We start from the raw sequence: 22,122 nt of genomic DNA on the forward strand, positions 1-22,122 counted from the left end.
TTGCCGGGTTGAAAAATGCGCTGCTTCGGCAGCGCATTTTTTTTGCGTGACGCGGCGTCACGGAGTGAAGTGCAGTTGACTCCGCTTCGGCCGCCTCAGGCCGAGTGCTTAACGCGCGGGCGCTGGTCCGTCCAGATGACGCACTTGCGAGAGCACGCAGCCGGCCAACTCTTTTGCCTCGTGACACGAAGCGTGATCGGCGAGCACTTTCGCCGCGAGACTGCCGATGGCCTTGCTGGTCTGTTTCGACGTGTGGTGTTGCGCCAGCGCCGAGCCTGCCAGTTCTTTTTCCAATTGCGCGACACCTACGCGCCGTAAAACGACCGCAGCCAGATGAGCGATGCGGTCGGACGTTTCCTTCTGATTTGCCGTATTCAAACGATGCTCCTTTGTTGTAGTGAGTCAACCTGGATCGACTAGCGGGATGCCGTTCGTAGTCGACCGAAATTAATTATGGTTAACTAACTAAACAGAATCAACGTCATTAAATTGAGATTGGTTTATGAGATATAAAAACTCGGCTTTGTCTTATGCTCGCGCGATTTCTATTCGGAGGCTTGAAGCATTATTTTCAATTTCTAAGCATTGAAAGCACCGGTCCTATTTTTGTGATTACGCCTTCGCGCATGACAACAACAACGCTCTGAATTCCCATGTCCGATTCCGCCCTGGCAGTACCTCTCGATTCCGTTCATCTCCTGTGGTCGATCCTGCGTGAGCAAGGCTTCGATGCCGCCGCGCGTCGCGCGGTCGAATTCGCTGTGGCCGGCGCGACGCCGCAGTTGCACGCCGACTTGTGCGCGAGCGCGGGGCGTTTCGAAGAGGCGTATCACAGCGCGTCGCAGGCGCAAGCGTGCGCGAACGGAGCGCGCCATGCGCGGGTCGCGCTGTTCGCCGACGCGCTCGGCTACACCAGCGCTGCGCAGCGCGACAGCGAGCGGGCCGTGGCCGCGCAGCCGGTCGAAACAACGATCGACTGGGTCGTGTGGTTGATCGACACATGCGGCGCGCAGTCGGCGGCCGCGCGAATCTTGCGTGCCTATGAACGTCGAGCGGCGCAGGACGCGCGCGCGCCGTGGTGGTTGTCGATCGCGTTGGCGGCGCTGCCCGAGACGAGCGCGCGGGACGAGCGTCGCGCGGCGTTGTTGCGGGCGTATGCGCTCGACCCCGCGGTCGATCCGGCGTTGCCGCTGCAACTCGTGCTGGCGTTGCGCGAGATGCGCGATTGGCCGGCGGTCGAGCGTATCTGCCGCGAAAGTCTTGCGCGCAATCCCGCCGATGTGGAAATGGCGTGGCAACTCAGCCACGCGCAATGGCAGTGCAACGACGCGGCAGCGGCGGAGGCCACCATGCGCGCCGTGGACGCCGTCGCGCCCGGCAATGCGGACGTGCTGGCGGCCATCGGCATGTATCTGAACGAGCAGGCGCGCTACGAGGACAGCGAGTCGGCGCTGCGTGCGGCGCTCGCGATCGACCCGTCGGCGGTGCAGGCAGCGGTCGATCTCGCGGACCTGGAACTACGGCGCGGCGATTGGTCGAGCGCGTGGCCGGGTTTCGAGGCGCGTCTCGCGCGCGATGACCGCGAACAGAACAACGTCGTGAGCGTGATGAGGCGTTTGTGTCCGCGCTGGCATGGCGAGGCGCTGGCCGGCAAGACCTTGGTCGTGCACAGCGAGCAGGGCAGCGGCGACGACATTCAGATGGTCCGCTTCGTTCCGCATCTGGCGGCACGCGTGCGTGACGAAGGCGGCCGGCTGGTGCTTGCCGTGCGTCGCGCGTTGCAACCGCTGTTTGCGCGTTTTTACGCGGATTGCCTGTCGATCGAAGAAGGTCCGCTCGGCTCACCGGATTACGCTTTGCCGCTGATGAGCTTGCCACTCGTGCTCGGTCTCGAACCGGAGCAGGTTCGCGGCGCGCCCTACCTGCAGGCCGATGCGTCGAAAGTCGCGGCGTGGCGCGCCCGGATCCGCGCGCACGCGCCCGATGCGATGTGGCACGTCGGTCTCGTCTGGTCGGGCAGCCCGACACATCGGCGCGACGCCAAGCGGTCTATTCCACTAGCGACGCTGACGCCGCTGCTGACGCTGCCGGATGTCGTATTCCATCCGCTCACGCCCGGGCGCCATGCCGATGTGACGGCGCTCGCCGCGCAGGGTTTTCGCCTGTGCGATCTGACCGGCGGTTACGAAGACGGCTTCGACGATGTGGCGGCGCATCTCACCGCATTGGACGCGCTGGTGACGATCGACAGCGCACCGTTGCATCTCGGCGGCGCGTTAGGGCATCGCGTGCTCGCGATGCTCGATCACGTCTCGCACTGGTCGTGGGGCGACGAAGAGGCGCAGCCCTGGTATGACTCGGTCGAGCTATTCCGACAGCCACAGCCCGCACAGTGGGCGCCGGTGGCCGAGCGGGTGGTCGCGCGTCTGAAGATGATGATGGCGCCGGACCGGACAGCCTGAGCGGCGCAAGCCACCGCAGGTTGAGCAACTCACGCAACTGATCGACTTTGATGCACGAACCAGAATTCCTACTTCAGACCAGTGTCTCCAACGATGTCGGCGCGATCACCGCGCGTGCCGACGCCTGCTTCGCCGCGGGGTGCCATCACCAGGCGATTGCCGACTACGAGCGCCTTCTCGTCAAACAACCGCACAACGTGCACGCGCTCCATCGTCTTGGCCTCGCATCATTTCGCGTCGATCGGCCCGATCGTTCGCGCGAGTATCTCGATCAGGCATTGAGCCTCACGCCCGAGCGCGCGGATATCTGGGAGCATCGCGGCTTGATCGCCGCGCTGGGCGGCGAGCTGATCGCGGCCGAAGCGTTCTACCATCGCACGATGGCTCTGAGTGGCGGCACCGCGAGCCTGCATCGGAATCTCGGCGATTGCCTGAAGCTTGCGAAGCGTCTCGTCGAAGCGCGCGGGCACTACCTCGAGGCGCTCGAACTCGAGCCGACATTGCATCATGCCGTCCGCGCGCTCGCACAGATCAGTATGGAGCTTGAACGCTATCAGGACGCCGTGGACTACTGGCTGCGTGCGTGGACGCTCGACTCGACGCATCTGACGGACGCGCTCGAACTGATTGCGGCGTTGTCGGGAGCGCAGCGCGGTGCGGGGATCGACGGCGTGCTCGCCGAACTGCGCGCTCGATTCGCCGGCGACGCATCCGCGTTACAACAGGTGGCCTTTGCATTGAACGGCGTGGAGCGCTTCAGGGATGCAATCAGCGTCGCCATCGACGGCCTCGGCGTCGATCCGCACAACGGCTGGCTGCATCACAACGCGTCATTTGCGTTCAATATGCTGGGCGACTTTCCGTCCATGCACGCGCATGCCGTCGAAGCAGCGCGGCTGATGCCCGATCATCCGCAGATGCAATTCAATCTCGCAGCCGCACAACTGCGCGCCGGTGACCACGAAAACGGTTGGAAGCAGTACCGCTGGCATGAGGCCCTGCCGGAAAATCACGATCTGGTTCGGCCGCCTTATCCGGAGTGGCAAGGCGAGCGGGTGACGGGCCGTCGCTTTCTGCTCGTCGGCGAGCAGGGGCTGGGCGATCAACTGCAGTTCTTGCGCATGGCCGAGTGGTTGCATCGGCGCGGCGCGCAGGTCGACGTCTGGGTCGAGGCTCCGCTGGGCGACGTGGCGCGAAGAACGGCCGGCGTGCATGCCGCGTGGACCACCGCGCCGCCCGGACCGTACGACTACTGGTGCCGCATGCTCAGAATGCCGGAGCATATGAAGCTGGATCTGCCGATGCTGCCGCTCGCGACGTCTTATCTGCGAGCGGAACCGGCGCAGGTGCAACGCTGGCAGAACCGGCTCGACGCGATTTGTGCGGCCGACGCGCGCAATCCGCCTGGAAGGCGCATCGGTATTGTCTGGGCCGGCAATCCGGCATATGGGCTCGATCGCTATCGGTCGATTCCGTTGCCTCAATGGCTGTCGGTTTTGCAGCAGACGGGCGTGCAATGGTTCGCGCTGCAAAAGGGCGAGGCACAGAACGAGGCAGTGGCGTGGCGCGAGGATATCGGCATGCACAGGCTCGGGCCGGAGATCGGCACGTTCGCCGACACGCTGGCGATCGTGCAGTTGCTCGATCTGGTCATTACGGTGGACACGGCGGTTGCCCATCTGGCCGGCGCATGCGGCACGCCGGTCTGGGTGCTGGTGCCCACGTTCACCGACTGGCGCTGGATGACGGAGCGCGACGATAGTCCTTGGTATCCGTCGGCGCGTCTGTTCAGGCAGCGCGAGTTGGGGCGGTGGGACACGGTGCTCGACGAGGTCGCACGGGCATTGCGCGATTTTGTCGCTGATTGAAAACCGGGCGGCCTCATGCGCGCCCGGGTTTCTATTTGAAGGCGGCCGCGAAATGGCCGTTGGCTATTTCTTCCCCATCAACGTATCCATCGTCTCACCACGCACGACGATCTCGGTGCGGCGATTCAGCGCGCGGCCTTCGGGCGTATCGTTGCTCGCCACCGGATCGTTGTACGCGTTGCCCTTCGTGCGAATACGGTTCATCGCGATGCCACGCGCCACCAGCGCATAACCCACCGCGGTCGCGCGCGCTTCGGACAGTTGCTGGTTGTATTCGAGCGTGCCGACATTGTCGGTGTAGCCCTCGACGACAATCGGTTTCTTGCTGCGCTTGAGCAGCACGGCCGAACGATCGATGACCGCGGCCGCGTCGCTGCGCACGTCGGATTTGTTGAAATCGAACAGCGCGGTTTCGGGCAGCTTGACCGCGACACCGCCGGCGACCGGTGCCACCTCGATGCCAACGGCCTTGTTCAACGATGTCTCCGTATCGCGGTTCAGCGGAGCCGCGCAACCTGCCACCAGCAGGACAGAGATCGCGCATGCGGTTGTGCCCAGAATGTTCTTCATCTTCGTGTTTTCTCCTTGATTATTCGTTCACGTGGCGCGCCATTCGAGCGTGGGCGGCCGGCTTTGCAAAGCACGGAGGTTTTATCGCGCGACGCGAGCCGCCGAGAATCGGAACTATCTGAAATCGACACGCCGGTGGAGGTGCTTCACGACCGGTGTCGTATTCGATGGAATCTGATGAAGGGAAGAGCCTGCGCGCCAGGGAATGGTCCGACAGCCACGCCGTTATAATCCGACACCATGTCTATCCGTTTCGATGCCGCCGACGCCCACTGGCGCGTCGCTCCCTTAGCCGGCTTTAGCGCCGCCCAGAAAGACTGGCTGACCCGAGGTGGTTCACTGACCGCGCATCTGCGCGCGCTCGGCGCGGTGGCGGTGCGCGTGACGCGCGAAGGCGTCGCGCTGCCGTGGGCCGACGAGAGTGCCGCGCTCGGCCTCGCGCCGCGTGCGCCGGTTTGGGTCCGGGAAGTGGTGCTGTCGGTCGACGGCGTGCCGTTCGTGGCGGCGCATAGCGTCGCGCCGCTCGCCGCGAGCGCGGGTGTGTGGCAGGCCATGCGGCGCCTGCGCACGCGGCCGCTGGCCGAACTCCTGTATAGCGATAGCAGCGTGGCGCGTTCGTCGCTGGTGAGCCGCAGGTTGACCGCCCGGCATCCGCTCTATCACCTCGCGGCACGTGAGGTCGACGGGCCGCCGCCGCACGCGCTACTCGCGCGCCGCTCGGTGTTCGAGCGCCACGACGCGCCGTTGATGGTGACCGAATGCATGTTGCCGGCGCTATGGACGCATCTGGCGAGTTTGTCCGAGGCGAGCCGATCGGACGAGTGGCTGGCGCATCCGCGGGTGCGCGAACACGGCCGTCCGCTCGATCACACCGCATCGCGCGCGCATCCCGCAACGCGCGCGTCCGACGAACGGAGCCGTTGATGCTGCGCGGCTTTCCTCCCGTCGTCGCCGCGGATACGCACACGCTGATTCTTGGCAGCTTTCCCGGCGAGGCGTCGCTTGCCGCGACGCAGTACTACGCGCATCCGCGCAACCAGTTCTGGCGCCTGCTCGGCACCGTGCTCGACGAGCCGCTCGCCGAACTGACGTACGAAGAGCGTCTGCGTCGCGTGCTTGCGCACGGCATCGGCGTGTGGGACGTGCTCGCCGCCTGCACGCGCGAGGGCAGTCTCGACGCGGCGATCCGCAATGCCAGCCCCAATGATTTTGCTTCGTTGCGCGCCCACGCGCCGAAGCTCGCCAAAGTCTGCTTCAACGGCAAGACGGCGGGCCGCTTCGCGCCGGTGATCGGCGCGGCGGGCTACGTCACCCTGGTATTGCCTTCGTCGAGTCCGGCGAATGCTATGCTCTCGTTCGACCAAAAATTGCGTCTTTGGCGCGACATCCTTACATGACGACATTGATCAAGCGCGCTTCGGCTGAAGCGCGTGCCTTCCGCAACCGCGACGCTGACGTCGCCGGCGGTAAACAAAGAGAACAGAAAACCACGCGCACCAAAAAGCGCGTTTCGCACGACGACGATCTGTACGACGCGCCGCAAATCGAAGCGCCGCGCAAGCCGCGTTTTGCGCCGGTGACGTTCTCGGAAGAGGGCGGCGTGCGCTTTCTGCATTTCGGCACGGAGTGGGTGCAAGGCGCGATGCGTCTGCGCAAGCCGGATCACATCGAACTCGAATACGCGCAGCAGATGATGGCCTGGCTGCTGTTCATCGAAACGCCCAAGCGCATCGTCCAGCTCGGTCTGGGCGCCGCTGCGTTGACCAAGTTCGCGCACCGGTTCCTGAAGCGCGCGAAGGTCGAGGCAGTGGAAGTGAATCCGGCGGTCGTGGTGGCCGCGCGCACGATGTTCGAACTGCCGCACGACGACGCCCGTTTGACGGTGCACGAAACCGACGCATGGGACTTCGTCAACGACCGCGCCAACCACGGCACGATCGGCGCACTGCAGATCGACGTCTATGACGCGACCGCGCGCGGCCCGGTGCTCGACAGCGTCGGCTTCTATCGTGCGGTGCGCGCGTGCCTGACCGACGCGGGCGTGGTGACGGTGAACCTGTTCGGCGATCACCCGAGCTTCGTGCGCAATATGAAGCGTCTGAACGAAACCTTCGATGGCCGCGTGGTCGCGCTGCCGGAAGTACACGACGGCAACCGCATCGCGATCGCGTTCTCGGGTCCGGCGCTCGACGTGCCGTTCACGGCGCTGCAAGCGCGCGCCAAGCTGATCGAAGCGGAACTCGGCTTGCCGGCGCGCAAGTGGATCAAGGGTCTGCAGGAATCGACCGGGCAGACCGGCGCCTCGTTCTCGGTCTGATTGCGACGACCTAAGCGGTCGGGCCGCGCAAGCCGGTCCGATCCAAAGCGGTGCATGGACTGAATGTCCGGGCCAACGCGCCACTTGCCGTTGCGCCCACGCGACGTTCGCCGCGACATCCATCGCGCATTGAACAGCCGGTCCTCTTCCTCGCGAAGCGGGCCGGCCTGTCAGACCCAAGCCGCGCGGCCTTAGGCGTCCCGCTGCAGCGCTTCCAATACGCCCGTTGAAACAGCGTCCCGCCGGCCCCTGAACGCACGGTCGTGCTGGGGTCGTCCCTGCTTGACCGCGCGTTCGCCGCTCCTATACTCTTTCGAAGCTTTCGGGGCGCCCGTGGCCATCCGCTATGGGATCCACCTCCCGTCAAACACGGGCCAACATTTCAATAATAGGGAAGAGGAGACGTCATGGCTCACGACGCCGACGCGAACAAGGCCAGCAAACACTGGCTCTGGTTGCTGCTGTTGCCCTGGATCGCGATGATCTGGGTGCCGTCATATAACAAGGTCGAACCGGTGCTGTTCGACTTTCCGTTCTTCTACTGGTATCAGCTCCTGTGGGTGCTGATCAGCGCGATCATCACGGCGCTCGTGTACTTCAAGACCAAGACGCGCTCCAGCGGCCGTTCGCAGGGGGGCGCACGATAATGAACGCGATTGCAACTTTCGTCTTCGTTCTGTTTTTCATCGGCGTCACGATTCTCGGCTTTATCGCGGCCCACTGGCGGCGCGGCGATCTCGCGCATCTGGAAGAGTGGGGCCTTGGCGGGCGGCGCTTCGGCACCGTCGTCACCTGGTTCCTGCTGGGCGGCGACCTGTACACCGCGTACACCTTCATCGCCGTGCCGGCGCTGGTATTCGGTGCGGGCGCAACCGGTTTCTTCGCGCTGCCGTACACGATCCTGATCTATCCGTTCGCGTTCGTCGTGTTCCCGAAACTGTGGAGCATCGCCAAACGTCAGGGCTACGTGACGTCGGCCGACTTCGTGTCGGCGCGCTATGGCAGCCGTATGCTCGCTCTGGCGATCGCCGTGACCGGCATCGTCGCGACCATGCCGTACATCGCGCTGCAACTGGTCGGTATCGAAGTGGTGATCGGCGCGCTCGGTTTCGACACCAAGGGCTTCGTCGGCGATCTGCCGCTGATCATCGCGTTCGCGATCCTGGCGGCGTACACGTACACCTCGGGTCTGCGCGCGCCGGCCATGATCGCGGTGGTCAAGGACGTGCTGATCTACATCACGATCTTCGCCGCGATCATCGTGATTCCGCCGCAACTGGGCGGCTTCGGTCATATCTTCAGCGTGGTGCCGCCGGCCAAGCTGCTGCTGAAGGCGCCGGATGTCTCGAGCCTGAATGGCTACAGCGCGTACGCGACGCTCGCGGTGGGTTCGGCGCTCGCGCTGTTCCTGTACCCGCACTCGATCACAGCGGTGTTGTCGTCGAAGTCGGGTAACACGATCCGCCGCAATATGGCGATGCTGCCGGCGTACTCGCTGGTGCTCGGCCTGCTCGCGCTGCTCGGCTTCATGGCTTTGGCCTCGGGTGTGAAGGACATGCCGGAGTTCGCGCCGTACTTCAAGGCGTTCGGCCCGAACTTCGCGGTGCCGGCGCTGTTCCTGCATTACTTCCCGTCGTGGTTCGTCGGCGTGGCGTTCGCGGCGATCGGCATCGGCGCGCTGGTGCCGGCGGCGATCATGTCGATCGCGGCTGCAAATCTGTATACGCGCAACATCCACAAGGAGTTCGTCAATCGCAACATGACGAACGAGCAGGAGACCAACGTCGCGAAGCTGGTCTCGCTGATCGTCAAGGTCGGCGCGGTGGCGTTCATTCTCGGCCTGCCGCTCACGTACGCGATCCAGTTGCAGTTGCTCGGCGGTATCTGGATCATCCAGACCTTGCCGGCGATCGTGCTGGGTCTGTACACGCGCGTGCTCGACTACCGCGGCCTGCTGATTGGCTGGGCGGTCGGCATCGCAACCGGCACATGGATGGCGATTTCGCTGAAGCTGGCCGGCTCGATCTTCACGATCCACCTGTTCGGCATGGCGATTCCGGGCTACGCGGCGGTGTGGTCGCTGATCGTGAACCTGGTGGTGGCGGTGGTGGTGAGCCTGCTGGTGCGCGCGGCCGGTATGCAGCGCGCCGAAGACCGTACCCGTCCGGAAGACTATCTGGACGTGGTCGAAAGCTGATCACGACCGCTTTACGTCGCGCCGCTTCACGTTGTTTGACGGCTTGAAGACTGCAACGCCCGCACACGAAGGTGTGCGGGCGTTTGTCTTATAGCGCCACTCCAGGGCAGGATAGCGGGACCGACCTTCACCGCATCGAGCGCGCCGCCATGGCTTCTGCCGATTCCCACACTGTGATTCCACGCCGCTCGGCGCTCAGCCGGATGGTTCGCGCGGTTACGTCGCCCTACTACCGCTATCGCCATGCCAAGGTGCTGCACAGTTTGCGTGTCGGGCTGGCCATGCTGGTTTCGATTCTGGCGACCACCGGCATCGACATTCCGCACGGCATCTGGTCGTCGGTCACTTTGCTGGTGGTGATCGGCGGCTTGCAGCATCACGGCAATATCCGCAAGAAGGCGGCCGAGCGGGCGGCGGGCACATTGCTGGGAGCGTCGATCGGGCTCGCGCTGATCGTGTTGCAGAACCTCACTGGGTCGGCGCCGCTCACCTATGTGCTGATGTCGATCGTCGCGGGCATCTGCGCGTGGTTCGCGATCGGCTCGTCTGGCTATATCGGGCTGTTGACGGCCATCACCATGTGTATCGTCGCGGGCCACGGCGACAACCTGATCGACGTCGGATTGTGGCGCACGCTGAACGTGCTGATCGGCATCGTGATCGCGCTGGCGTTTTCGTTTGCGCTGCCGCTGCATGCCACCTATTCGTGGCGCTATGGGCTCGCGACGAATCTTCGCGAATGCGCGCGCGTCTACACGCGGCTGCTGGAAGGCGAGACGATCAGCGAGGAAGAGCAGGTCAAGCGCTTTCTGGCGATCAACAAGCGGCTTGTGCAATTGCGTTCGCTGATGCCATCGGTGGCGAAGGAAATCGACGTGCCGCAGTCGAAGCTCGAAGAGATTCAGCGGCTGCACCGCTCGGTGCTCAGTTCGCTGGAGTTGCTCGCCACGGGTCCGCTGATGCACGCCGACGCCGTGGCGCGCGCCGCGTATGCCGCGCACTGCGGCGTGGAGGTGCGCACCGTGCGCTCGATTCTGCTGGCGATGGCGCGTGGCCTGCGCTTTGGGCGGGCGACCCACTTCGGCATTCCGGCCGCGTCGCCGCTCGCGCAGAGGCACGGCGACGCGGCGCTCAAGCTGCCGCCCGAATTGCAGGGGCCGTATTGGCTCGGACAGCGGCTTGCCGAACAGGTGGACCGGCTGCGCGAGCGATTGCTGGAAACCGAGCCGAACTGGAACATCGAACGGCGTTCGGGGATTCTGGGGAAGGTTTAGGGCGGGGTGGGATTGCGCTTGCTTCTGCGTCTGCCACGCCCGCCACGCTCAACCTTCCGGCACCGTCACCATCCACATGAGACCGAAGCGGTCGACCACCATGCCGAAGCCCTTGCTCCAGAAAGTCGGCTGAAACGGTAGCGTCACCTGGCCGCCGTCGGCGAGCGCATTGAAGTACTTTTCGGCGGACGCGGCGTCGTCGGCGGTCAGTGACAGGCTGAAGCCGTTCATCGTGGCAGCGGGATCGCAATGGCCGTCGGAGGCCATCCAGTCGGTCGAACCCATCCGCACGTTGGCGTGCATGATCTTTTCTTCGAGACCCGGCCGCGGCTGATTTTGCGGATCGGGCGGCGCCTCCTTATAGCGCATCTTGAAGGTCACCTGAGCGCCGAGTTTCGCGCAGTAATAGTCGAGCGCTTCTTCGCAACGTCCGTTGAAAAATACGTAAGGTTGAACCAGCATGATCGTCTCCGGAAAGGGTAAGCAGCGCGACATCCCCCGCAAAAAAGCCACGCAAGCGCGCATGGTTTGAAGAAGTACCGCGACGGCGCGCGCAGCGCCGCCGGAAGAATGAGCGCTTTGTCACAAGCGCGGAATGTGCGAGGGCACGGATTCCAGATGCACCACTACCGTGGCTGCGCGGGGGTCCCGCTTAAGAATTAGCGGTGTGAAGCGGCTTTCTTTGCCTACTTTCTTTGCCGCGGCAAAGAAAGTAGGTGCCGCCCCGCACAGGGGCAACGCTAATAGACCACCGTGAAACGCCCTTGCAGAAGATTCTAGTCGCCTGTCAGGCGGCAATTGTGACTATATGTCGTAGGCGCGGCGGTGCTCGACGCAGATCAAATGCAACCGCAAGCGCCGCAGGTTCGTAAACGGCACACGGCCCTGAACCGTGAAGTCCAAGGCCGCGTGTGTGAAGCGCCGGCCTGAAGCAGCGCGAGCGACGCTTACCGCAACGCTTCGATCAGCTTTTCCAGCTTAACCGCGTCCGCAGCGAAAGCGCGAATCCCCTCAGAGAGCTTTTCAGTCGCCATGGCTTCGTCATTGACAAGAAACCGGAACGACGATTCATCAACTGGCACGCGTTCGATATCCGCATCTTTGGCGATATCCGGCGACAGCTTGCGTTCCACCTTATCGGTGCTGTCATGCAACTTTTGCAGTAGATCCGGGCTGATGGTCAGCAGATCGCAGCCGGCCAGTTCCAGAATCTGACCCGGCGTGCGGAAGCTCGCGCCCATCACCTCTGTCTTGTAGCCGAACTTCTTGTAGTACGCGTAAATGCGACGCACCGATTTGACGCCCGGGTCGTTGGCGCCGCCATCTTTCGCTTCGTCCCACGCACTGCCGGCGTTCTTCTTGTACCAGTCGTAAATCCGGCCGACGAACGGCGAGATCAGTTGCGCGCCCGCTTCGGCGCAGGCAGCCGCCTGGGCGAGCGAGAACAGCAGCGTCATGTTGCAGTGGATGCCTTCCTTCTGCAGCACTTCCGCCGCGCGGACGCCTTCCCACGTGGAAGCCAGCTTGATCAGCACGCGTTCGCGGCCGATGCCGTGCTCCTTGTACAGCGAGATCAGTTCGCGGCCCTTGGCGATCGAGGCTTCCGTGTCGAACGAGAGGCGCGCGTCCACTTCCGTCGACACGCGGCCCGGAATGATCTTGAGAATTTCGGTGCCGAAGGCGATCAGCAACTGGTCGATGATCGCGCCGACCGGCTTCGACGCGTGCGCCTTGACGGTCTTTTCGAGCAGCGGCTTGTAGTCGTCTTTCTGCACCGCTTTCAGAATCAGCGACGGATTGGTGGTCGCGTCCTGCGGCTTGTACTGGGCAAGCTGCTGGAAGTCGCCGGTATCGGCCACGACGGTGGTGTATTGCTTGAGTTGATCGAGTGCGGTTGTCATGTTCGAGCCTTCAGGGCGCGTGCGCGCCGTGGTTCAGGAGAAATGAGGTTGCCACCGGCCTGAAACGCAAACCGGATCCGGCGGCCGCGGGTCACGCTGCAGCGCTACCCGCCATCTTGCCGGGGAATTTTGACGGAAAGCGCTGCCGGATGCTTCTATTCTATGGCGGATCGGCTGATGCAGTATTGACACTTGCCCCCGGCGATCCGTTCACACGGATTTCAGGCGGCATTTTCGGCGGGCCGATCTGGCGCTGACAGATTCTGCCGAGCGCTTTTTGCCGACTGATTTGTCAACTGCGTTGGCCAACCGCCTTTGCCAATCGCGGTTGCCAAACGCCGTTACCTACACCAGGCGGTTGGACATCGAGCCGTCGTCGCCTCGCCCGGCTGCCTCGTCAGCCGCGCCGCGCATTCAACACCACTTGCGTGAGCACGCCCGCCACCAGCCCCCAGAAAGCCGAGCCGATGGACAGCAAAGTCAGCCCGGACGCAGTCACCATGAACGTGACCAGCGCCGCCTCGCGCTGTTTCAGGTCCTGCATGGCGTTGGCGAGGCCGCTCATGATCGAGCCGAACAGCGCCAGCGCCGCGACGGAGACCACCAGTGCCTTCGGCAAGGCCGCGAACAACGCGGCGATTGTCGCGCCGAAAACGCCGGCGATCAGGTAGAACATGCCGCACCACACCGCCGCCGTATAGCGCTTGTTGCGGTTTTCATGCGCTTCGGGTCCGGTGCAGATCGCCGCGGTAATCGCCGCAAGATTGATGCCGTGCGAGCCGAACGGCGCGAGCAGGAGCGAGGCGATGCCGGTGGTCGAAATCAGCGGCGCGGAGGGCGTGGTATAGCCGTCGGCGCGCAGCACGGCGATGCCCGGCACGTTCTGCGACGCCATCGCCACAACGAAAAGCGGAATCCCGATGCTGACGCTGGCCGCCACCGAGAACGCCGGCATCGTGAACACCGGATGCGCCAGCGCGACGTGGAAGCGGCTGAAGTCGAGCAGCCCGAGCCCGCCGGCGGCCGCCGTGCCGACGATCAGCGTCGTGACGATCGCATAGCGCGGCGCGAGCCGTTTGACGATCAGGTAGGTGAAGAACATGGTCAGCACGAGCGCGGTCTGGAATTGCGCGGCGCGGAAAATCTCGATGCCGATCTCGAACAGGATGCCCGCCAGCAAGGCCGAGGCGATGCCCGCCGGAATCTTTTGCATCAGCGCATCGAACCAGCCGGTGAGGCCGACCAGGGTCAACAGCAGCGCGCAGACGATAAACGCGCCGATCGCGTCCGCATACGCCACATGCGGCAGCGACGACACCAGCAGCGCCGCGCCGGGCGTCGACCAGGCGATCACGATCGGCGCGCGAAAGCGCAGCGAGAGGCCGATCGTGCAGACCGCCATGCCGATCGACAAGGCCCAGATCCACGACGAAATCTGCGCGTCGCTCAGATGCGCGGCCTGGCCCGCCTGGAACATCAGCACGAGCGAACTGGTGTAGCCGGTCATCATCGCGACGAAACCGGCGACGACAGCGGACAGCGAAGTGTCGGCGAAAGGATTGAGGCGCCCGGGCGGAGTGGCGGCAGGGGACAAATCGGGCGTGGAAGACGGACTCATGCAGATGCTTTCTTATCGTTAAAGGTGAAACGTGACCCGACTATTTGCTCAGCATGCGCATGGCGGTCTCGAGGCCGGCGAGCGTGAGCGGGTACATGCGGTGGCCGAGCACCTCGCGGATCGCGCTGACCGACTGCCGGTACGCCCACAGCCCTTCCGGTTCGGGATTGAGCCACGCGTGGTGCGGGAAATGATCGGCGAGCCGGCGCAGCCATACCGCGCCGGCTTCGGCGTTGTTGTACTCCACCGAGCCGCCCGGCTGCAGCACTTCGTACGGGCTCATCGTCGCGTCGCCGACGAAGATCAGCTTGTAGTCGGACGTGAATTTGTGCAGCACGTCCCACGTCGGCATGCGCTCGGCGTGACGGCGGCGGTTGTTCTTCCACAGGAAGTCGTACACGCAGTTGTGGAAGTAGTAGAACTCCAGGTGCTTGAACTCGGCTTTGGCGGCGGAGAACAGCTCCTCGGTGCGCTTGATGTGATCGTCCATCGAGCCGCCCACGTCGAGCAGCATCAGCACTTTCACCTTGTTGTGCCGCTCGGGCACCATCTTCAGGTCGAGCCAGCCGGCGTTCGCGGCGGTGCTGCGGATCGTGTCGGGCAGATCGAGCTCTTCGGCGGCGCCTTCGCGGGCGAACCGGCGCAGGCGGCGCAGCGCGATCTTGATGTTGCGCGTGCCGATTTCGACCTGGTCGTCGTAGTCGCGGTAGGCGCGCGCTTCCCAGACCTTGACGGCGGTGCGGTTGCCCGCCGCGTCGCCGCCGATGCGCACGCCTTCCGGGTTGTAGCCGCCATTGCCGAACGGCGACGTGCCGCCCGTGCCGATCCACTTGTTGCCGCCTTCGTGGCGCTCCTTCTGTTCGTCGAACAGCTCCTTCAGGCGCTCCATGAGCTTGTCGAGGCCGCCCATCGCCTCGATTTGCGCTTTTTCTTCCGGCGAAAGATCGCGTTGCAGCTTCTTCTTCAGCCAGTCGAGCGGGACGTCGAAGGCGAGCTCCGAGGCCTGCGCGACGCCCTTGAAATACGCGCCGAACGCCTGGTCGAACTTGTCGAAATACTGTTCGTCCTTGACCAGCGTGATGCGCGCTAGATAGTAGAACTCGTCGAGCGACGGCGCGATCACGTTGGCTTTGAGCGCCTCGAGCAGCGTCAGGTATTCCTTCACCGACACCGGCAGTTTGGCGGCGCGCAGCGAGTAGAAAAAGTCGATCAGCATGCTGGGTCCTCTGCGGCGGCGGATGGTCGGGGCGGCGCGCGCTTCAATGGCGGCCTGGCGGCCGGTCGGCGACCATCCGGCGCTCAGTCACGATCAATCAACGATCAATCAACGATCAATCAACGGTTGTTGCGATTCATGAAGATCAGCCGCTCAAACAGGCTCACGTCCTGCTCGTTCTTCAGCAGCGCGCCGTGCAACGGCGGAATGATCTGCTTCTGGTCGGACGAACGCAGCGCTTCGGGCGGAATGTCTTCGGCGAGCAGCAGCTTGAGCCAGTCGAGCAGTTCCGAGGTGGACGGCTTTTTCTTCAATCCGGCGACGTTGCGCAGTTCGAAAAAGCTCTGCATGGCGGCCGCGAGCAGTTCTTTCTTGATGCCCGGATAGTGCACCTCGACAATCTGCTGCATGGTGACCGGGTCGGGGAACTTGATGTAGTGGAAGAAGCAGCGGCGCAGGAACGCGTCGGGCAGCTCCTTCTCGTTATTCGAGGTGATGATCACGAGCGGGCGCTGCTTCGCGCGGATCAGCTCGTGCGTCTCGTACACGTAGAACTCCATGCGGTCGAGTTCGCGCAGCAGGTCGTTGGGGAATTCGATGTCGGCCTTGTCGATCTCGTCGATCAGCAGCACGGTTTGCTCGTCAGACTCGAACGCCTGCCACAGCACGCCTTTGACGATATAGTTGCCGATGTCCTTGACGCGCTCGTCGCCGAGTTGCGAATCGCGCAGGCGCGACACCGCGTCGTACTCGTACAGACCTTGCTGCGCCTTGGTGGTGGACTTGATGTGCCACTGCAGGAGCGGCATGCCGAGCGCGGCGGCGACCTCTTCGGCGAGCATGGTTTTGCCCGTGCCGGGTTCGCCCTTGATCAGCAACGGGCGCTTGAGGGTCATCGCGGCGTTGACCGCGAGCTTGAGGTCGTCGGTGGCGACGTACTGCGATGAGCCTTCGAAACGCATGGCGAGATGCTCTTTTTCGGGAAAAAACCCAGTATAAGTCAGAAGGCCTGTTGGCCTGAAACCGCCTCGCGTAAGGTGTCACCCGCGGTGCCGTAGCGCGAAGCGAGTGCGCAGGCGGCGCTGGCGAGCGGTCCGAACGCTCGCCCGGCGGGCCCGGTGGGCGGGCGCGCCGGGCGCAGCGGGCCGAATGCAGCGTGGGTGCGGTGTCGGATGCCCTGTCGAACCGGCGCGAGCGGCCTGCATGCGACGGCGGCCGCCATGCCTTGCGGATCGGGCGCGGCGGAGCAAAGCGGCGCTAGCCGTGGCTTTGCGGTGGCCGGAAGCGCCGCGGCCCCGCGCGGTGGACGTTCGGCGCGGCGTCGCGGTACAATTAGCCCGATTTTTTTGGCCTGCGTGGCTCCCTATAAGAATAACGGCGCGGGCCGTTGCCTTTTTGGTCGCCCGTTTCCCCTCAAGCCAGGTTACATGCTATGAATAAATTCGTTGGCAAACACGTCGTGATCGCAGCGCTGTCGGTGCTCGCGGGCTATACGGCCGGTGCGCAGGCAGCGGATGTCGTCGGCAACGCGAAGGCGGGCCAAGGCAAGGTCGCGATGTGTATTGGCTGCCACGGCATCCCTGAATACCGCACGGCTTACCCTGAGGTCTACCGCGTGCCGATGCTCGGCGGGCAGAACCAGGCGTACCTCGAGAACGCCCTGCATGGCTACAAGAAGGGCGACCGCCATTTCGAAACAATGCGCGCCATCACCGCGTCGCTGTCGGATCAGGACATCGCCGACATCGCTGCCTACTACGCAGCGCAAAATTCCTCTTCGAAGAGCAATCCCGACAAGTGACCGGCCGCGGTCGTCCATCCAGTCACTCGGCAAATAAATTCGCGGGATAGGAGAATTCATGAATAAGCCCCAACAGGCACTCCACACGGTGTTCAAGGCCGCATGCGCGTCGGCGGCAGTGATCGGTCTGGTTGCAGCGAACGTCGCGCATGCCGCCGACGCCGGCAACGGCAAGGTGCTGTCCGACAGCCACAACTGCGCGGCCTGCCACGGCGTGAACCTGAACAAGCCGGTGAGCCCGGAATATCCGAAGCTCGCGGGTCAGCATTCCGACTACGTCTACTGGGCGCTGCGTCAGTACCAGATGGGCAACGGCAACCCGCACCTCGGTCGCAACAACCCGATCATGCAGGCGCAGGTGCAAAGCCTGTCGCAAAGCGACATGAAAGACATCGCCGCTTATGTCGAATCGCTGAACGGCGATCTGGTGCAGAAGAAGTAAACGAGCTTGCGCGGTTTCCAGATTGCACAGCACCCCGCTTCGGCGGGGTGTTGTGCTTTTGGGCGCTCGGTTCTGGTCGCCGGATGTGCCAGCTTCAGTCGCGCGTGGCGCGCCGCTCGATGCGCTGCAGGTACGCGTCCGTGTCGGGCGGCGTGCCGGTGCGCTGCGCTTCCCAGATGGTTTCGCCCAGGCAGTCCATGATGGCGTGCTGCGCCTCGTGGGTCGAACCGAGGCGCGCGGCGAGCCGTTCGTGCGCCGCGCGTATGCCGGGCGGCTGGTCGATCGACAACTGTTCGGTGATCGCCAGATGCATCGACAGATGCAGGAACGGGTTGGTCTGGCCGCGTTCGGGCGAGTAGTCCTGCGCCTGGGCGGCGTCGCCGTCGGTCAGGTCGGCGTGGTATTCGGGGTGTTCGACGATCCAGTCGGCGGCGATTGCCTCCAGCGGCGTCAGAATTTCGCCTTTGCGCTGTTTGCGCCAGGTGTCGGTGAAGAAGAGACGGACTTCGTCGCGGCTGGGATTGAACATCGTGAGACCGGTGCGTTGAGTAGGGCGTGTGACGTGAGCCTGTAAAACGTCAGCCTGTGAAGCGGACGAGGCAGGGCGTCATTTTACGCCGGGGCGGCGCGGGCTGCTGGCGGCACCACGGCGTTGCATGAGGTGCCGGTTCCGCTCACAGATCCGGCGGCGGCGTTTTCGGCCGGAACTCGCACAGCGGCTCGATCACGCAATGCCAGCATTCAGGCCGGCGCGCCTTGCACACATAACGGCCGTGCAGGATCAACCAGTGGTGCGCGTCCTGCTTGAACTCGGCGGGCGTGAATTTCTCCAGCGCCGCTTCGACCGCGCGAACGTCCTTGCCGGGCGCGAGACCGGTTCGATTCGCAACCCGAAAGATGTGCGTGTCGACCGCGATGGTCGGATGACCGAACGCGGTGTTCAGAATCACATTGGCCGTTTTCCGGCCGACGCCCGGCAAACTTTCGAGCGCTTCGCGATCCTCGGGCACTTCACCGCCGTATTGGTCGAGCAGAATGCGGCAGGTCGCAATGACGTTCTTCGCCTTGGTGCGATAGAGACCGATCGTCTTGATGTAGCCGGTCACGCCTTCTTCGCCGAGATCGAAAACCTGCTGCGGCGTGTTCGCGACCGGGAACATCTTGCGCATGGCCTTGTTGACCGACACGTCGGTGGCCTGCGCCGACAGCAGCACGGCGATCAGCAGTTCGAACGGAGTGGTGTACTCGAGTTCGGTTGTCGGATGAGGAGTGAGACTTTGAAACGTCTCGTAGATGGCGCGGCGTTTGTTCGCGTTCATGCTGGGCGTGACGGTGCGGTTAGCGCTTATCGGACGGCGTGTTGGTGTCGTCCGCGGCGAGGCCGAGACGGCGGCGGCGTGCTTCGGCGGCGTCGATCTGCGCCTGCACGTCCGCGCTCACGCGCTCGGTGTTCAGCGGGCCTTGGCCCTTGGCGGCCAGTTCCTCTTTCTTCTTGCGAGCACGTTCGAGCGCGGCCTGGATGATCGCGCGTTTCCTGGCTTCGGCGTCGTCCATGGCGGGCGCGGCCGATGGCGCCGCGGCGTTGGCTTGCGTTGTTTCGGTAACCTGAGCAGCGGGCGCGCTGCCGGCCCGCCGCGCTGCAGCACGTGCTTCGGCAGCCTCGCGCTCGCGTGCGAGACGCGCTTCGCGCCGGTCGTGGCGTGCGCGCGCGGCGTCGGCCTGAGCCTGGCTCCATGCGTCCCAACCGGTCGCTTCACCCGTGACCGGCGGCAAGGCAATGCAGTCGACGGGGCAGGGCGGCACGCACAAGTCGCAACCGGTGCAGAGTTCGGCGATGACCGTATGCATCTGTTTCGGTGCGCCAACTATTGCATCGACCGGACAGGCCTGCATGCACAACGTGCAGCCGATGCAAACTTGTTCGTCGATAACCGCCAACGGACGCGGCCGTTCGACGCCGTTGGCGGAATTGAGCGGGATCACCGGCTTGCCGAGCAAAGCGGCGAGCCGGGCGATGCCTTCGGCGCCGCCCGGCGGGCATTGATTGTAATTGGCCTCGCCGCTTGCAACGGCTTGCGCATAGGGACGGCATGCGGGGTAACCGCACTTGGTGCATTGCGTCTGGGGGAGCAGATCTTCGATGCGGTCTGCGAGTGTTTTGGTATCTGTCACGGTCACGACGTGGGGCTTTGGCTTGCGGCCGCACAGCTTGAACTAAATAGCACATTATCGCCGATTTCCCCAATTGCCATCCGCAATCCATGTGCCATAATCGAAGCGCTTTTTTCGAAAGACCGCAGAAGGGTATTCCCCCAACCAGCCCGTTCAGTGCTGTCGGTGCAAGGCCCGAGGAGAGGCCGGCGGTGCGATCCGGATAACGCGGCTCACGAAGACGATGCCACCATGAATCAGCCGAAAATCAAAAGAGATCCTGAAGGCACACGGCGCCGCATTCTGCTTGCGGCGGCCGAAGAGTTTGCAAATGGTGGGCTATTCGGCGCGCGCGTCGATCAGATTGCCCGCCGCGCGGAAACGAATGAGCGCATGCTCTACTACTACTTCGGTAGCAAGGAGCAGCTTTTTACCGCCGTACTCGAGCACGCGTTCAGCGCGCTCAATGAAGCGGAGCGCACGCTCGAACTCAATGGCATCGCCCCGGTCGAGGCGATCACGCGTCTCGCGCATTTTGTTTGGGATTACTACCGCGATCATCCCGAGTTGCTGCGTCTCATCAATAACGAGAACCTGCATGAAGCACGCTATATGCAGAAGTCGACGCGCATCCGCGAAATGATCTCGCCGATCGTCGCCACGCTCGGCGGCATTCTGGAGCGCGGTCAACGCGCGGGGCTGTTTCGCACCAACGTCGATCCGCTGCGCTTCTATGTCACGCTCTCCGGCATGGGCTACTACATCGTGTCGAACCGCTTCACGCTCGAAGCCACACTCGGCCGCGATTTCAGCAGCGCGAGCGAGCGCAGTGAAGTCATTCAGATGAACACCGAGTTGCTGCTCGCGTATCTGTTGCGGAAGTAGGCCGCGTCAAAAGCGGCGCACTGAGGCTTCGGGATCCTCATAAACGACAACGGCCTCCAAAGAGGCCGTTGTTTATCGACTACGCGTGCGACGCTCAGGCTTCGACTTTTTCCTTCGCTGCCTTCGGCGCTTTGTTGTGCTCGAGGATGAAGTCGCGCAACTGCGGATAGATGATGGTGCGCCAGCGGCGTCCCGAGAAAATGCCGTAGTGTCCGCACTTTTCCGCGGTGAAGTGACGCTTGTGCTCTTCCGGAATGCCTGTGCACAGATCGTGTGCGGCATAGGTCTGGCCGTCGCCGGAGATATCGTCCAACTCGCCTTCGATCGTGAAGAGCGCGGTCTTCGTGATGTCCTGCGGTTTCACCCGTTCGCCGGAAACGTCCCACGTGCCTTCGGCAAGGCGGAATTCCTGGAACACCACGCGGATCGTGTCGAGGTAATAGTCAGCGTCCATGTCGAGCACGGCGTTGTACTCGTCGTAGAAGCGGCGGTGTGCTTCCGCGTCGTCTTCGTCGCCGCGCAGCAGGCTCTGGTAGTAATCCCAGTGGGACGCCGCGTGACGTTCCGGATTCATCGCCACAAAACCGGTGTGCTGCAAAAAGCCCGGGTAGACCTTACGGCCCACGCCCGGATAATTCGGCGGCACCGTGAAGATCACGTTGTTCTCGAACCACTCGTACGAGTGCTGGGTGGCGAGCGAGTTGACCGAAGTCGGGCTCTTCCGGGCGTCGATCGGGCCACCCATCATCGTCATGGTGCGCGGCGTGTCTTCGCCGCGGCTCGCCAGCAGCGAAATGGCGGCGAGCACCGGCACAGTCGGTTGGCACACCGAGATCACGTGCAGATTCTTCGCGCCAATGTGGCGGATGAATTCCTGAATGTAGGCGACGTAGTCGTCCAGACGAAACTCGCCGGCTTCGAGCGGCACCATGCGTGCGTCGATCCAGTCGGTCAGGTAAACCTTGTGGTCTTGCAACAACGTGCGCACGGTGTCGCGCAGCAGCGTGGCGTGGTGTCCTGACAACGGTGCGCATACCAGCACGACCGGCTCATCTTTCAATTGGATGACAGCGTCGCTGTCGTCGGCGAAACGCTTGAAGCGCATCAGACGGCAAAACGGCTTCTCGATGATCGTCTGTTCAATGATCGGAATGTTATGACCGTCTTTGACAATCTGATGAAGATTGAACTCAGGCTTTTCGTAATCTTTGCCAAGCCGGTAGAGCAGTTCGTAACCGGCTGAGAGGCGCGTGGCGCCGGGCACGTAGGCCAAAGGGCTGGCGGGATTCGCGAAGGATTTCGACGCGGCCTGGGCCCAGGCGGTAAGGGGGCTCAACATCGCCCGCTGGAATTCGTGCAGTTGGTAGAGCATGGGTGCTCCGTTTTAAGCGGTTCGCATGGGGCTTCGCAAACACGCGTG

The 22,122-nt window shown here is 63.5% G+C and carries 22 protein-coding genes; 11 read left to right on the top strand and 11 right to left on the bottom strand.

All coding sequences use genetic code 11. The features are described from left to right. Window positions 1-108: 108 nt before the first annotated feature. A complete protein-coding gene (locus PQR32_RS21045) occupies window positions 109-378 on the bottom strand; it encodes a hypothetical protein (RefSeq protein WP_408231160.1) in 270 nt (89 codons plus the stop codon). Between the two features lie 275 nt (window positions 379-653). Here PQR32_RS21045 and PQR32_RS21050 point away from each other — a divergent pair, with 275 nt between their 5' ends. Beyond that, window positions 654-2,462, top strand: a complete 1,809-nt coding sequence (locus PQR32_RS21050; RefSeq protein WP_408231163.1) for a hypothetical protein — start codon at window positions 654-656, stop codon at window positions 2,460-2,462. 50 nt (window positions 2,463-2,512) lie between these two features. Further along, complete coding sequence (locus tag PQR32_RS21055) at window positions 2,513-4,330, top strand: tetratricopeptide repeat protein (protein ID WP_408231166.1); 1,818 nt, start codon at window positions 2,513-2,515, stop codon at window positions 4,328-4,330. A gap of 63 nt (window positions 4,331-4,393) precedes the next feature. Here PQR32_RS21055 and PQR32_RS21060 read toward each other — a convergent pair whose 3' ends face one another. Then, the gene (locus PQR32_RS21060) at window positions 4,394-4,900 is read right to left on the bottom strand and encodes an OmpA family protein (protein ID WP_408231169.1); all 507 of its coding nucleotides are present in this window, start codon (window positions 4,898-4,900) and stop codon (window positions 4,394-4,396) included. A 240-nt stretch (window positions 4,901-5,140) separates the two neighbouring features. Here PQR32_RS21060 and PQR32_RS21065 point away from each other — a divergent pair, with 240 nt between their 5' ends. From PQR32_RS21065 to PQR32_RS21090, 6 genes are all read left to right on the top strand, one after another. Continuing rightward, window positions 5,141-5,824, top strand: coding sequence for a chorismate--pyruvate lyase family protein (locus PQR32_RS21065; RefSeq protein ID WP_408231172.1), 684 nt, complete (start codon window positions 5,141-5,143; stop codon window positions 5,822-5,824). Further along, a complete protein-coding gene (locus PQR32_RS21070) occupies window positions 5,824-6,297 on the top strand; it encodes a DNA-deoxyinosine glycosylase (protein WP_408231174.1) in 474 nt (157 codons plus the stop codon). Before PQR32_RS21065 ends, PQR32_RS21070 begins: the two co-directional genes overlap by 1 nt. Beyond that, a complete protein-coding gene (locus PQR32_RS21075; RefSeq protein WP_408231177.1) occupies window positions 6,294-7,217 on the top strand; it encodes a class I SAM-dependent methyltransferase in 924 nt (307 codons plus the stop codon). The genes PQR32_RS21070 and PQR32_RS21075 overlap by 4 nt, the downstream gene beginning before the upstream one ends. Window positions 7,218-7,624: 407 nt before the next feature. Beyond that, window positions 7,625-7,864 carry a DUF3311 domain-containing protein gene (locus PQR32_RS21080; RefSeq protein WP_408231180.1) on the top strand — a complete coding sequence of 80 codons (240 nt, stop codon included), beginning with the start codon at window positions 7,625-7,627 and terminating at the stop codon, window positions 7,862-7,864. Further along, window positions 7,864-9,414 carry a monocarboxylate uptake permease MctP gene (mctP, locus tag PQR32_RS21085; protein WP_408231183.1) on the top strand — a complete coding sequence of 517 codons (1,551 nt, stop codon included), beginning with the start codon at window positions 7,864-7,866 and terminating at the stop codon, window positions 9,412-9,414. Before PQR32_RS21080 ends, mctP begins: the two co-directional genes overlap by 1 nt. A gap of 149 nt (window positions 9,415-9,563) precedes the next feature. After that, entirely contained in the window at window positions 9,564-10,688 is a 1,125-nt protein-coding gene (locus tag PQR32_RS21090; protein ID WP_408231186.1) for an FUSC family protein, read from the top strand. 48 nt (window positions 10,689-10,736) lie between these two features. Here the strand turns inward: PQR32_RS21090 and PQR32_RS21095 are convergent, their stop codons facing one another. The 5 genes from PQR32_RS21095 to PQR32_RS21115 form a co-directional block, all read right to left on the bottom strand. Beyond that, window positions 10,737-11,150 carry a VOC family protein gene (locus PQR32_RS21095; RefSeq protein WP_408231189.1) on the bottom strand — a complete coding sequence of 138 codons (414 nt, stop codon included), beginning with the start codon at window positions 11,148-11,150 and terminating at the stop codon, window positions 10,737-10,739. 485 nt (window positions 11,151-11,635) lie between these two features. Then, window positions 11,636-12,589, bottom strand: coding sequence for a transaldolase (tal, locus tag PQR32_RS21100; RefSeq protein WP_408231192.1), 954 nt, complete (start codon window positions 12,587-12,589; stop codon window positions 11,636-11,638). Between the two features lie 397 nt (window positions 12,590-12,986). Further along, window positions 12,987-14,207 (bottom strand): benzoate/H(+) symporter BenE family transporter, encoded by a 1,221-nt coding sequence (locus tag PQR32_RS21105; protein WP_408231195.1) that lies wholly within the window; start codon window positions 14,205-14,207, stop codon window positions 12,987-12,989. 40 nt (window positions 14,208-14,247) lie between these two features. Next, window positions 14,248-15,423, bottom strand: coding sequence for a vWA domain-containing protein (locus PQR32_RS21110; RefSeq protein WP_408231198.1), 1,176 nt, complete (start codon window positions 15,421-15,423; stop codon window positions 14,248-14,250). Window positions 15,424-15,542: 119 nt separating this feature from the next. Continuing rightward, window positions 15,543-16,385, bottom strand: coding sequence for an AAA family ATPase (locus PQR32_RS21115; protein ID WP_408231200.1), 843 nt, complete (start codon window positions 16,383-16,385; stop codon window positions 15,543-15,545). A 470-nt stretch (window positions 16,386-16,855) separates the two neighbouring features. Here PQR32_RS21115 and PQR32_RS21120 point away from each other — a divergent pair, with 470 nt between their 5' ends. After that, a complete protein-coding gene (locus PQR32_RS21120) occupies window positions 16,856-17,224 on the top strand; it encodes a c-type cytochrome (RefSeq protein WP_132375378.1) in 369 nt (122 codons plus the stop codon). 58 nt (window positions 17,225-17,282) lie between these two features. After that, window positions 17,283-17,666, top strand: coding sequence for a c-type cytochrome (locus PQR32_RS21125; RefSeq protein WP_132375377.1), 384 nt, complete (start codon window positions 17,283-17,285; stop codon window positions 17,664-17,666). A gap of 94 nt (window positions 17,667-17,760) precedes the next feature. Here PQR32_RS21125 and PQR32_RS21130 read toward each other — a convergent pair whose 3' ends face one another. The 3 genes from PQR32_RS21130 to rsxB form a co-directional block, all read right to left on the bottom strand. After that, the gene (locus PQR32_RS21130; RefSeq protein ID WP_012432270.1) at window positions 17,761-18,195 is read right to left on the bottom strand and encodes a DUF1841 family protein; all 435 of its coding nucleotides are present in this window, start codon (window positions 18,193-18,195) and stop codon (window positions 17,761-17,763) included. A gap of 145 nt (window positions 18,196-18,340) precedes the next feature. Next, window positions 18,341-18,985 carry an endonuclease III gene (nth, locus tag PQR32_RS21135; RefSeq protein WP_408231203.1) on the bottom strand — a complete coding sequence of 215 codons (645 nt, stop codon included), beginning with the start codon at window positions 18,983-18,985 and terminating at the stop codon, window positions 18,341-18,343. 19 nt (window positions 18,986-19,004) lie between these two features. Further along, the gene (gene rsxB / locus PQR32_RS21140) at window positions 19,005-19,838 is read right to left on the bottom strand and encodes an electron transport complex subunit RsxB (RefSeq protein ID WP_408231205.1); all 834 of its coding nucleotides are present in this window, start codon (window positions 19,836-19,838) and stop codon (window positions 19,005-19,007) included. 231 nt (window positions 19,839-20,069) lie between these two features. Here rsxB and PQR32_RS21145 point away from each other — a divergent pair, with 231 nt between their 5' ends. Next, complete coding sequence (locus PQR32_RS21145) at window positions 20,070-20,702, top strand: TetR/AcrR family transcriptional regulator (protein WP_012432273.1); 633 nt, start codon at window positions 20,070-20,072, stop codon at window positions 20,700-20,702. 94 nt (window positions 20,703-20,796) lie between these two features. Here the strand turns inward: PQR32_RS21145 and PQR32_RS21150 are convergent, their stop codons facing one another. Further along, window positions 20,797-22,074 carry a polyhydroxyalkanoate depolymerase gene (locus PQR32_RS21150; RefSeq protein ID WP_408231207.1) on the bottom strand — a complete coding sequence of 426 codons (1,278 nt, stop codon included), beginning with the start codon at window positions 22,072-22,074 and terminating at the stop codon, window positions 20,797-20,799. Between the last annotated feature and the right edge of the window lie 48 nt (window positions 22,075-22,122).

This window comes from Paraburkholderia dipogonis (assembly GCF_046027395.1).
GTDB lineage: Bacteria > Pseudomonadota > Gammaproteobacteria > Burkholderiales > Burkholderiaceae > Paraburkholderia > Paraburkholderia dipogonis_A.

Bases quoted from the DNA above. Each gene is read 5' to 3' on its own strand.
- mctP (WP_408231183.1), top strand. From the start codon at position 7,864: ATGAACGCGATTGCAACTTTCGTCTTCGTTCTGTTTTTCATCGGCGTC.
- PQR32_RS21120 (WP_132375378.1), top strand. From the start codon at position 16,856: ATGAATAAATTCGTTGGCAAACACGTCGTGATCGCAGCGCTGTCGGTG.
- PQR32_RS21110 (WP_408231198.1), bottom strand. From the start codon at position 15,423: ATGCTGATCGACTTTTTCTACTCGCTGCGCGCCGCCAAACTGCCGGTG.
- PQR32_RS21125 (WP_132375377.1), top strand. From the start codon at position 17,283: ATGAATAAGCCCCAACAGGCACTCCACACGGTGTTCAAGGCCGCATGC.
- PQR32_RS21075 (WP_408231177.1), top strand. From the start codon at position 6,294: ATGACGACATTGATCAAGCGCGCTTCGGCTGAAGCGCGTGCCTTCCGC.
- PQR32_RS21055 (WP_408231166.1), top strand. From the start codon at position 2,513: ATGCACGAACCAGAATTCCTACTTCAGACCAGTGTCTCCAACGATGTC.
- PQR32_RS21080 (WP_408231180.1), top strand. From the start codon at position 7,625: ATGGCTCACGACGCCGACGCGAACAAGGCCAGCAAACACTGGCTCTGG.
- PQR32_RS21130 (WP_012432270.1), bottom strand. From the start codon at position 18,195: ATGTTCAATCCCAGCCGCGACGAAGTCCGTCTCTTCTTCACCGACACC.
- tal (WP_408231192.1), bottom strand. From the start codon at position 12,589: ATGACAACCGCACTCGATCAACTCAAGCAATACACCACCGTCGTGGCC.
- PQR32_RS21060 (WP_408231169.1), bottom strand. From the start codon at position 4,900: ATGAAGAACATTCTGGGCACAACCGCATGCGCGATCTCTGTCCTGCTG.
- PQR32_RS21050 (WP_408231163.1), top strand. From the start codon at position 654: ATGTCCGATTCCGCCCTGGCAGTACCTCTCGATTCCGTTCATCTCCTG.
- PQR32_RS21150 (WP_408231207.1), bottom strand. From the start codon at position 22,074: ATGCTCTACCAACTGCACGAATTCCAGCGGGCGATGTTGAGCCCCCTT.
- PQR32_RS21070 (WP_408231174.1), top strand. From the start codon at position 5,824: ATGCTGCGCGGCTTTCCTCCCGTCGTCGCCGCGGATACGCACACGCTG.
- PQR32_RS21090 (WP_408231186.1), top strand. From the start codon at position 9,564: ATGGCTTCTGCCGATTCCCACACTGTGATTCCACGCCGCTCGGCGCTC.
- PQR32_RS21115 (WP_408231200.1), bottom strand. From the start codon at position 16,385: ATGCGTTTCGAAGGCTCATCGCAGTACGTCGCCACCGACGACCTCAAG.
- PQR32_RS21095 (WP_408231189.1), bottom strand. From the start codon at position 11,150: ATGCTGGTTCAACCTTACGTATTTTTCAACGGACGTTGCGAAGAAGCG.
- PQR32_RS21065 (WP_408231172.1), top strand. From the start codon at position 5,141: ATGTCTATCCGTTTCGATGCCGCCGACGCCCACTGGCGCGTCGCTCCC.
- nth (WP_408231203.1), bottom strand. From the start codon at position 18,985: ATGAACGCGAACAAACGCCGCGCCATCTACGAGACGTTTCAAAGTCTC.
- PQR32_RS21105 (WP_408231195.1), bottom strand. From the start codon at position 14,207: ATGAGTCCGTCTTCCACGCCCGATTTGTCCCCTGCCGCCACTCCGCCC.
- PQR32_RS21145 (WP_012432273.1), top strand. From the start codon at position 20,070: ATGAATCAGCCGAAAATCAAAAGAGATCCTGAAGGCACACGGCGCCGC.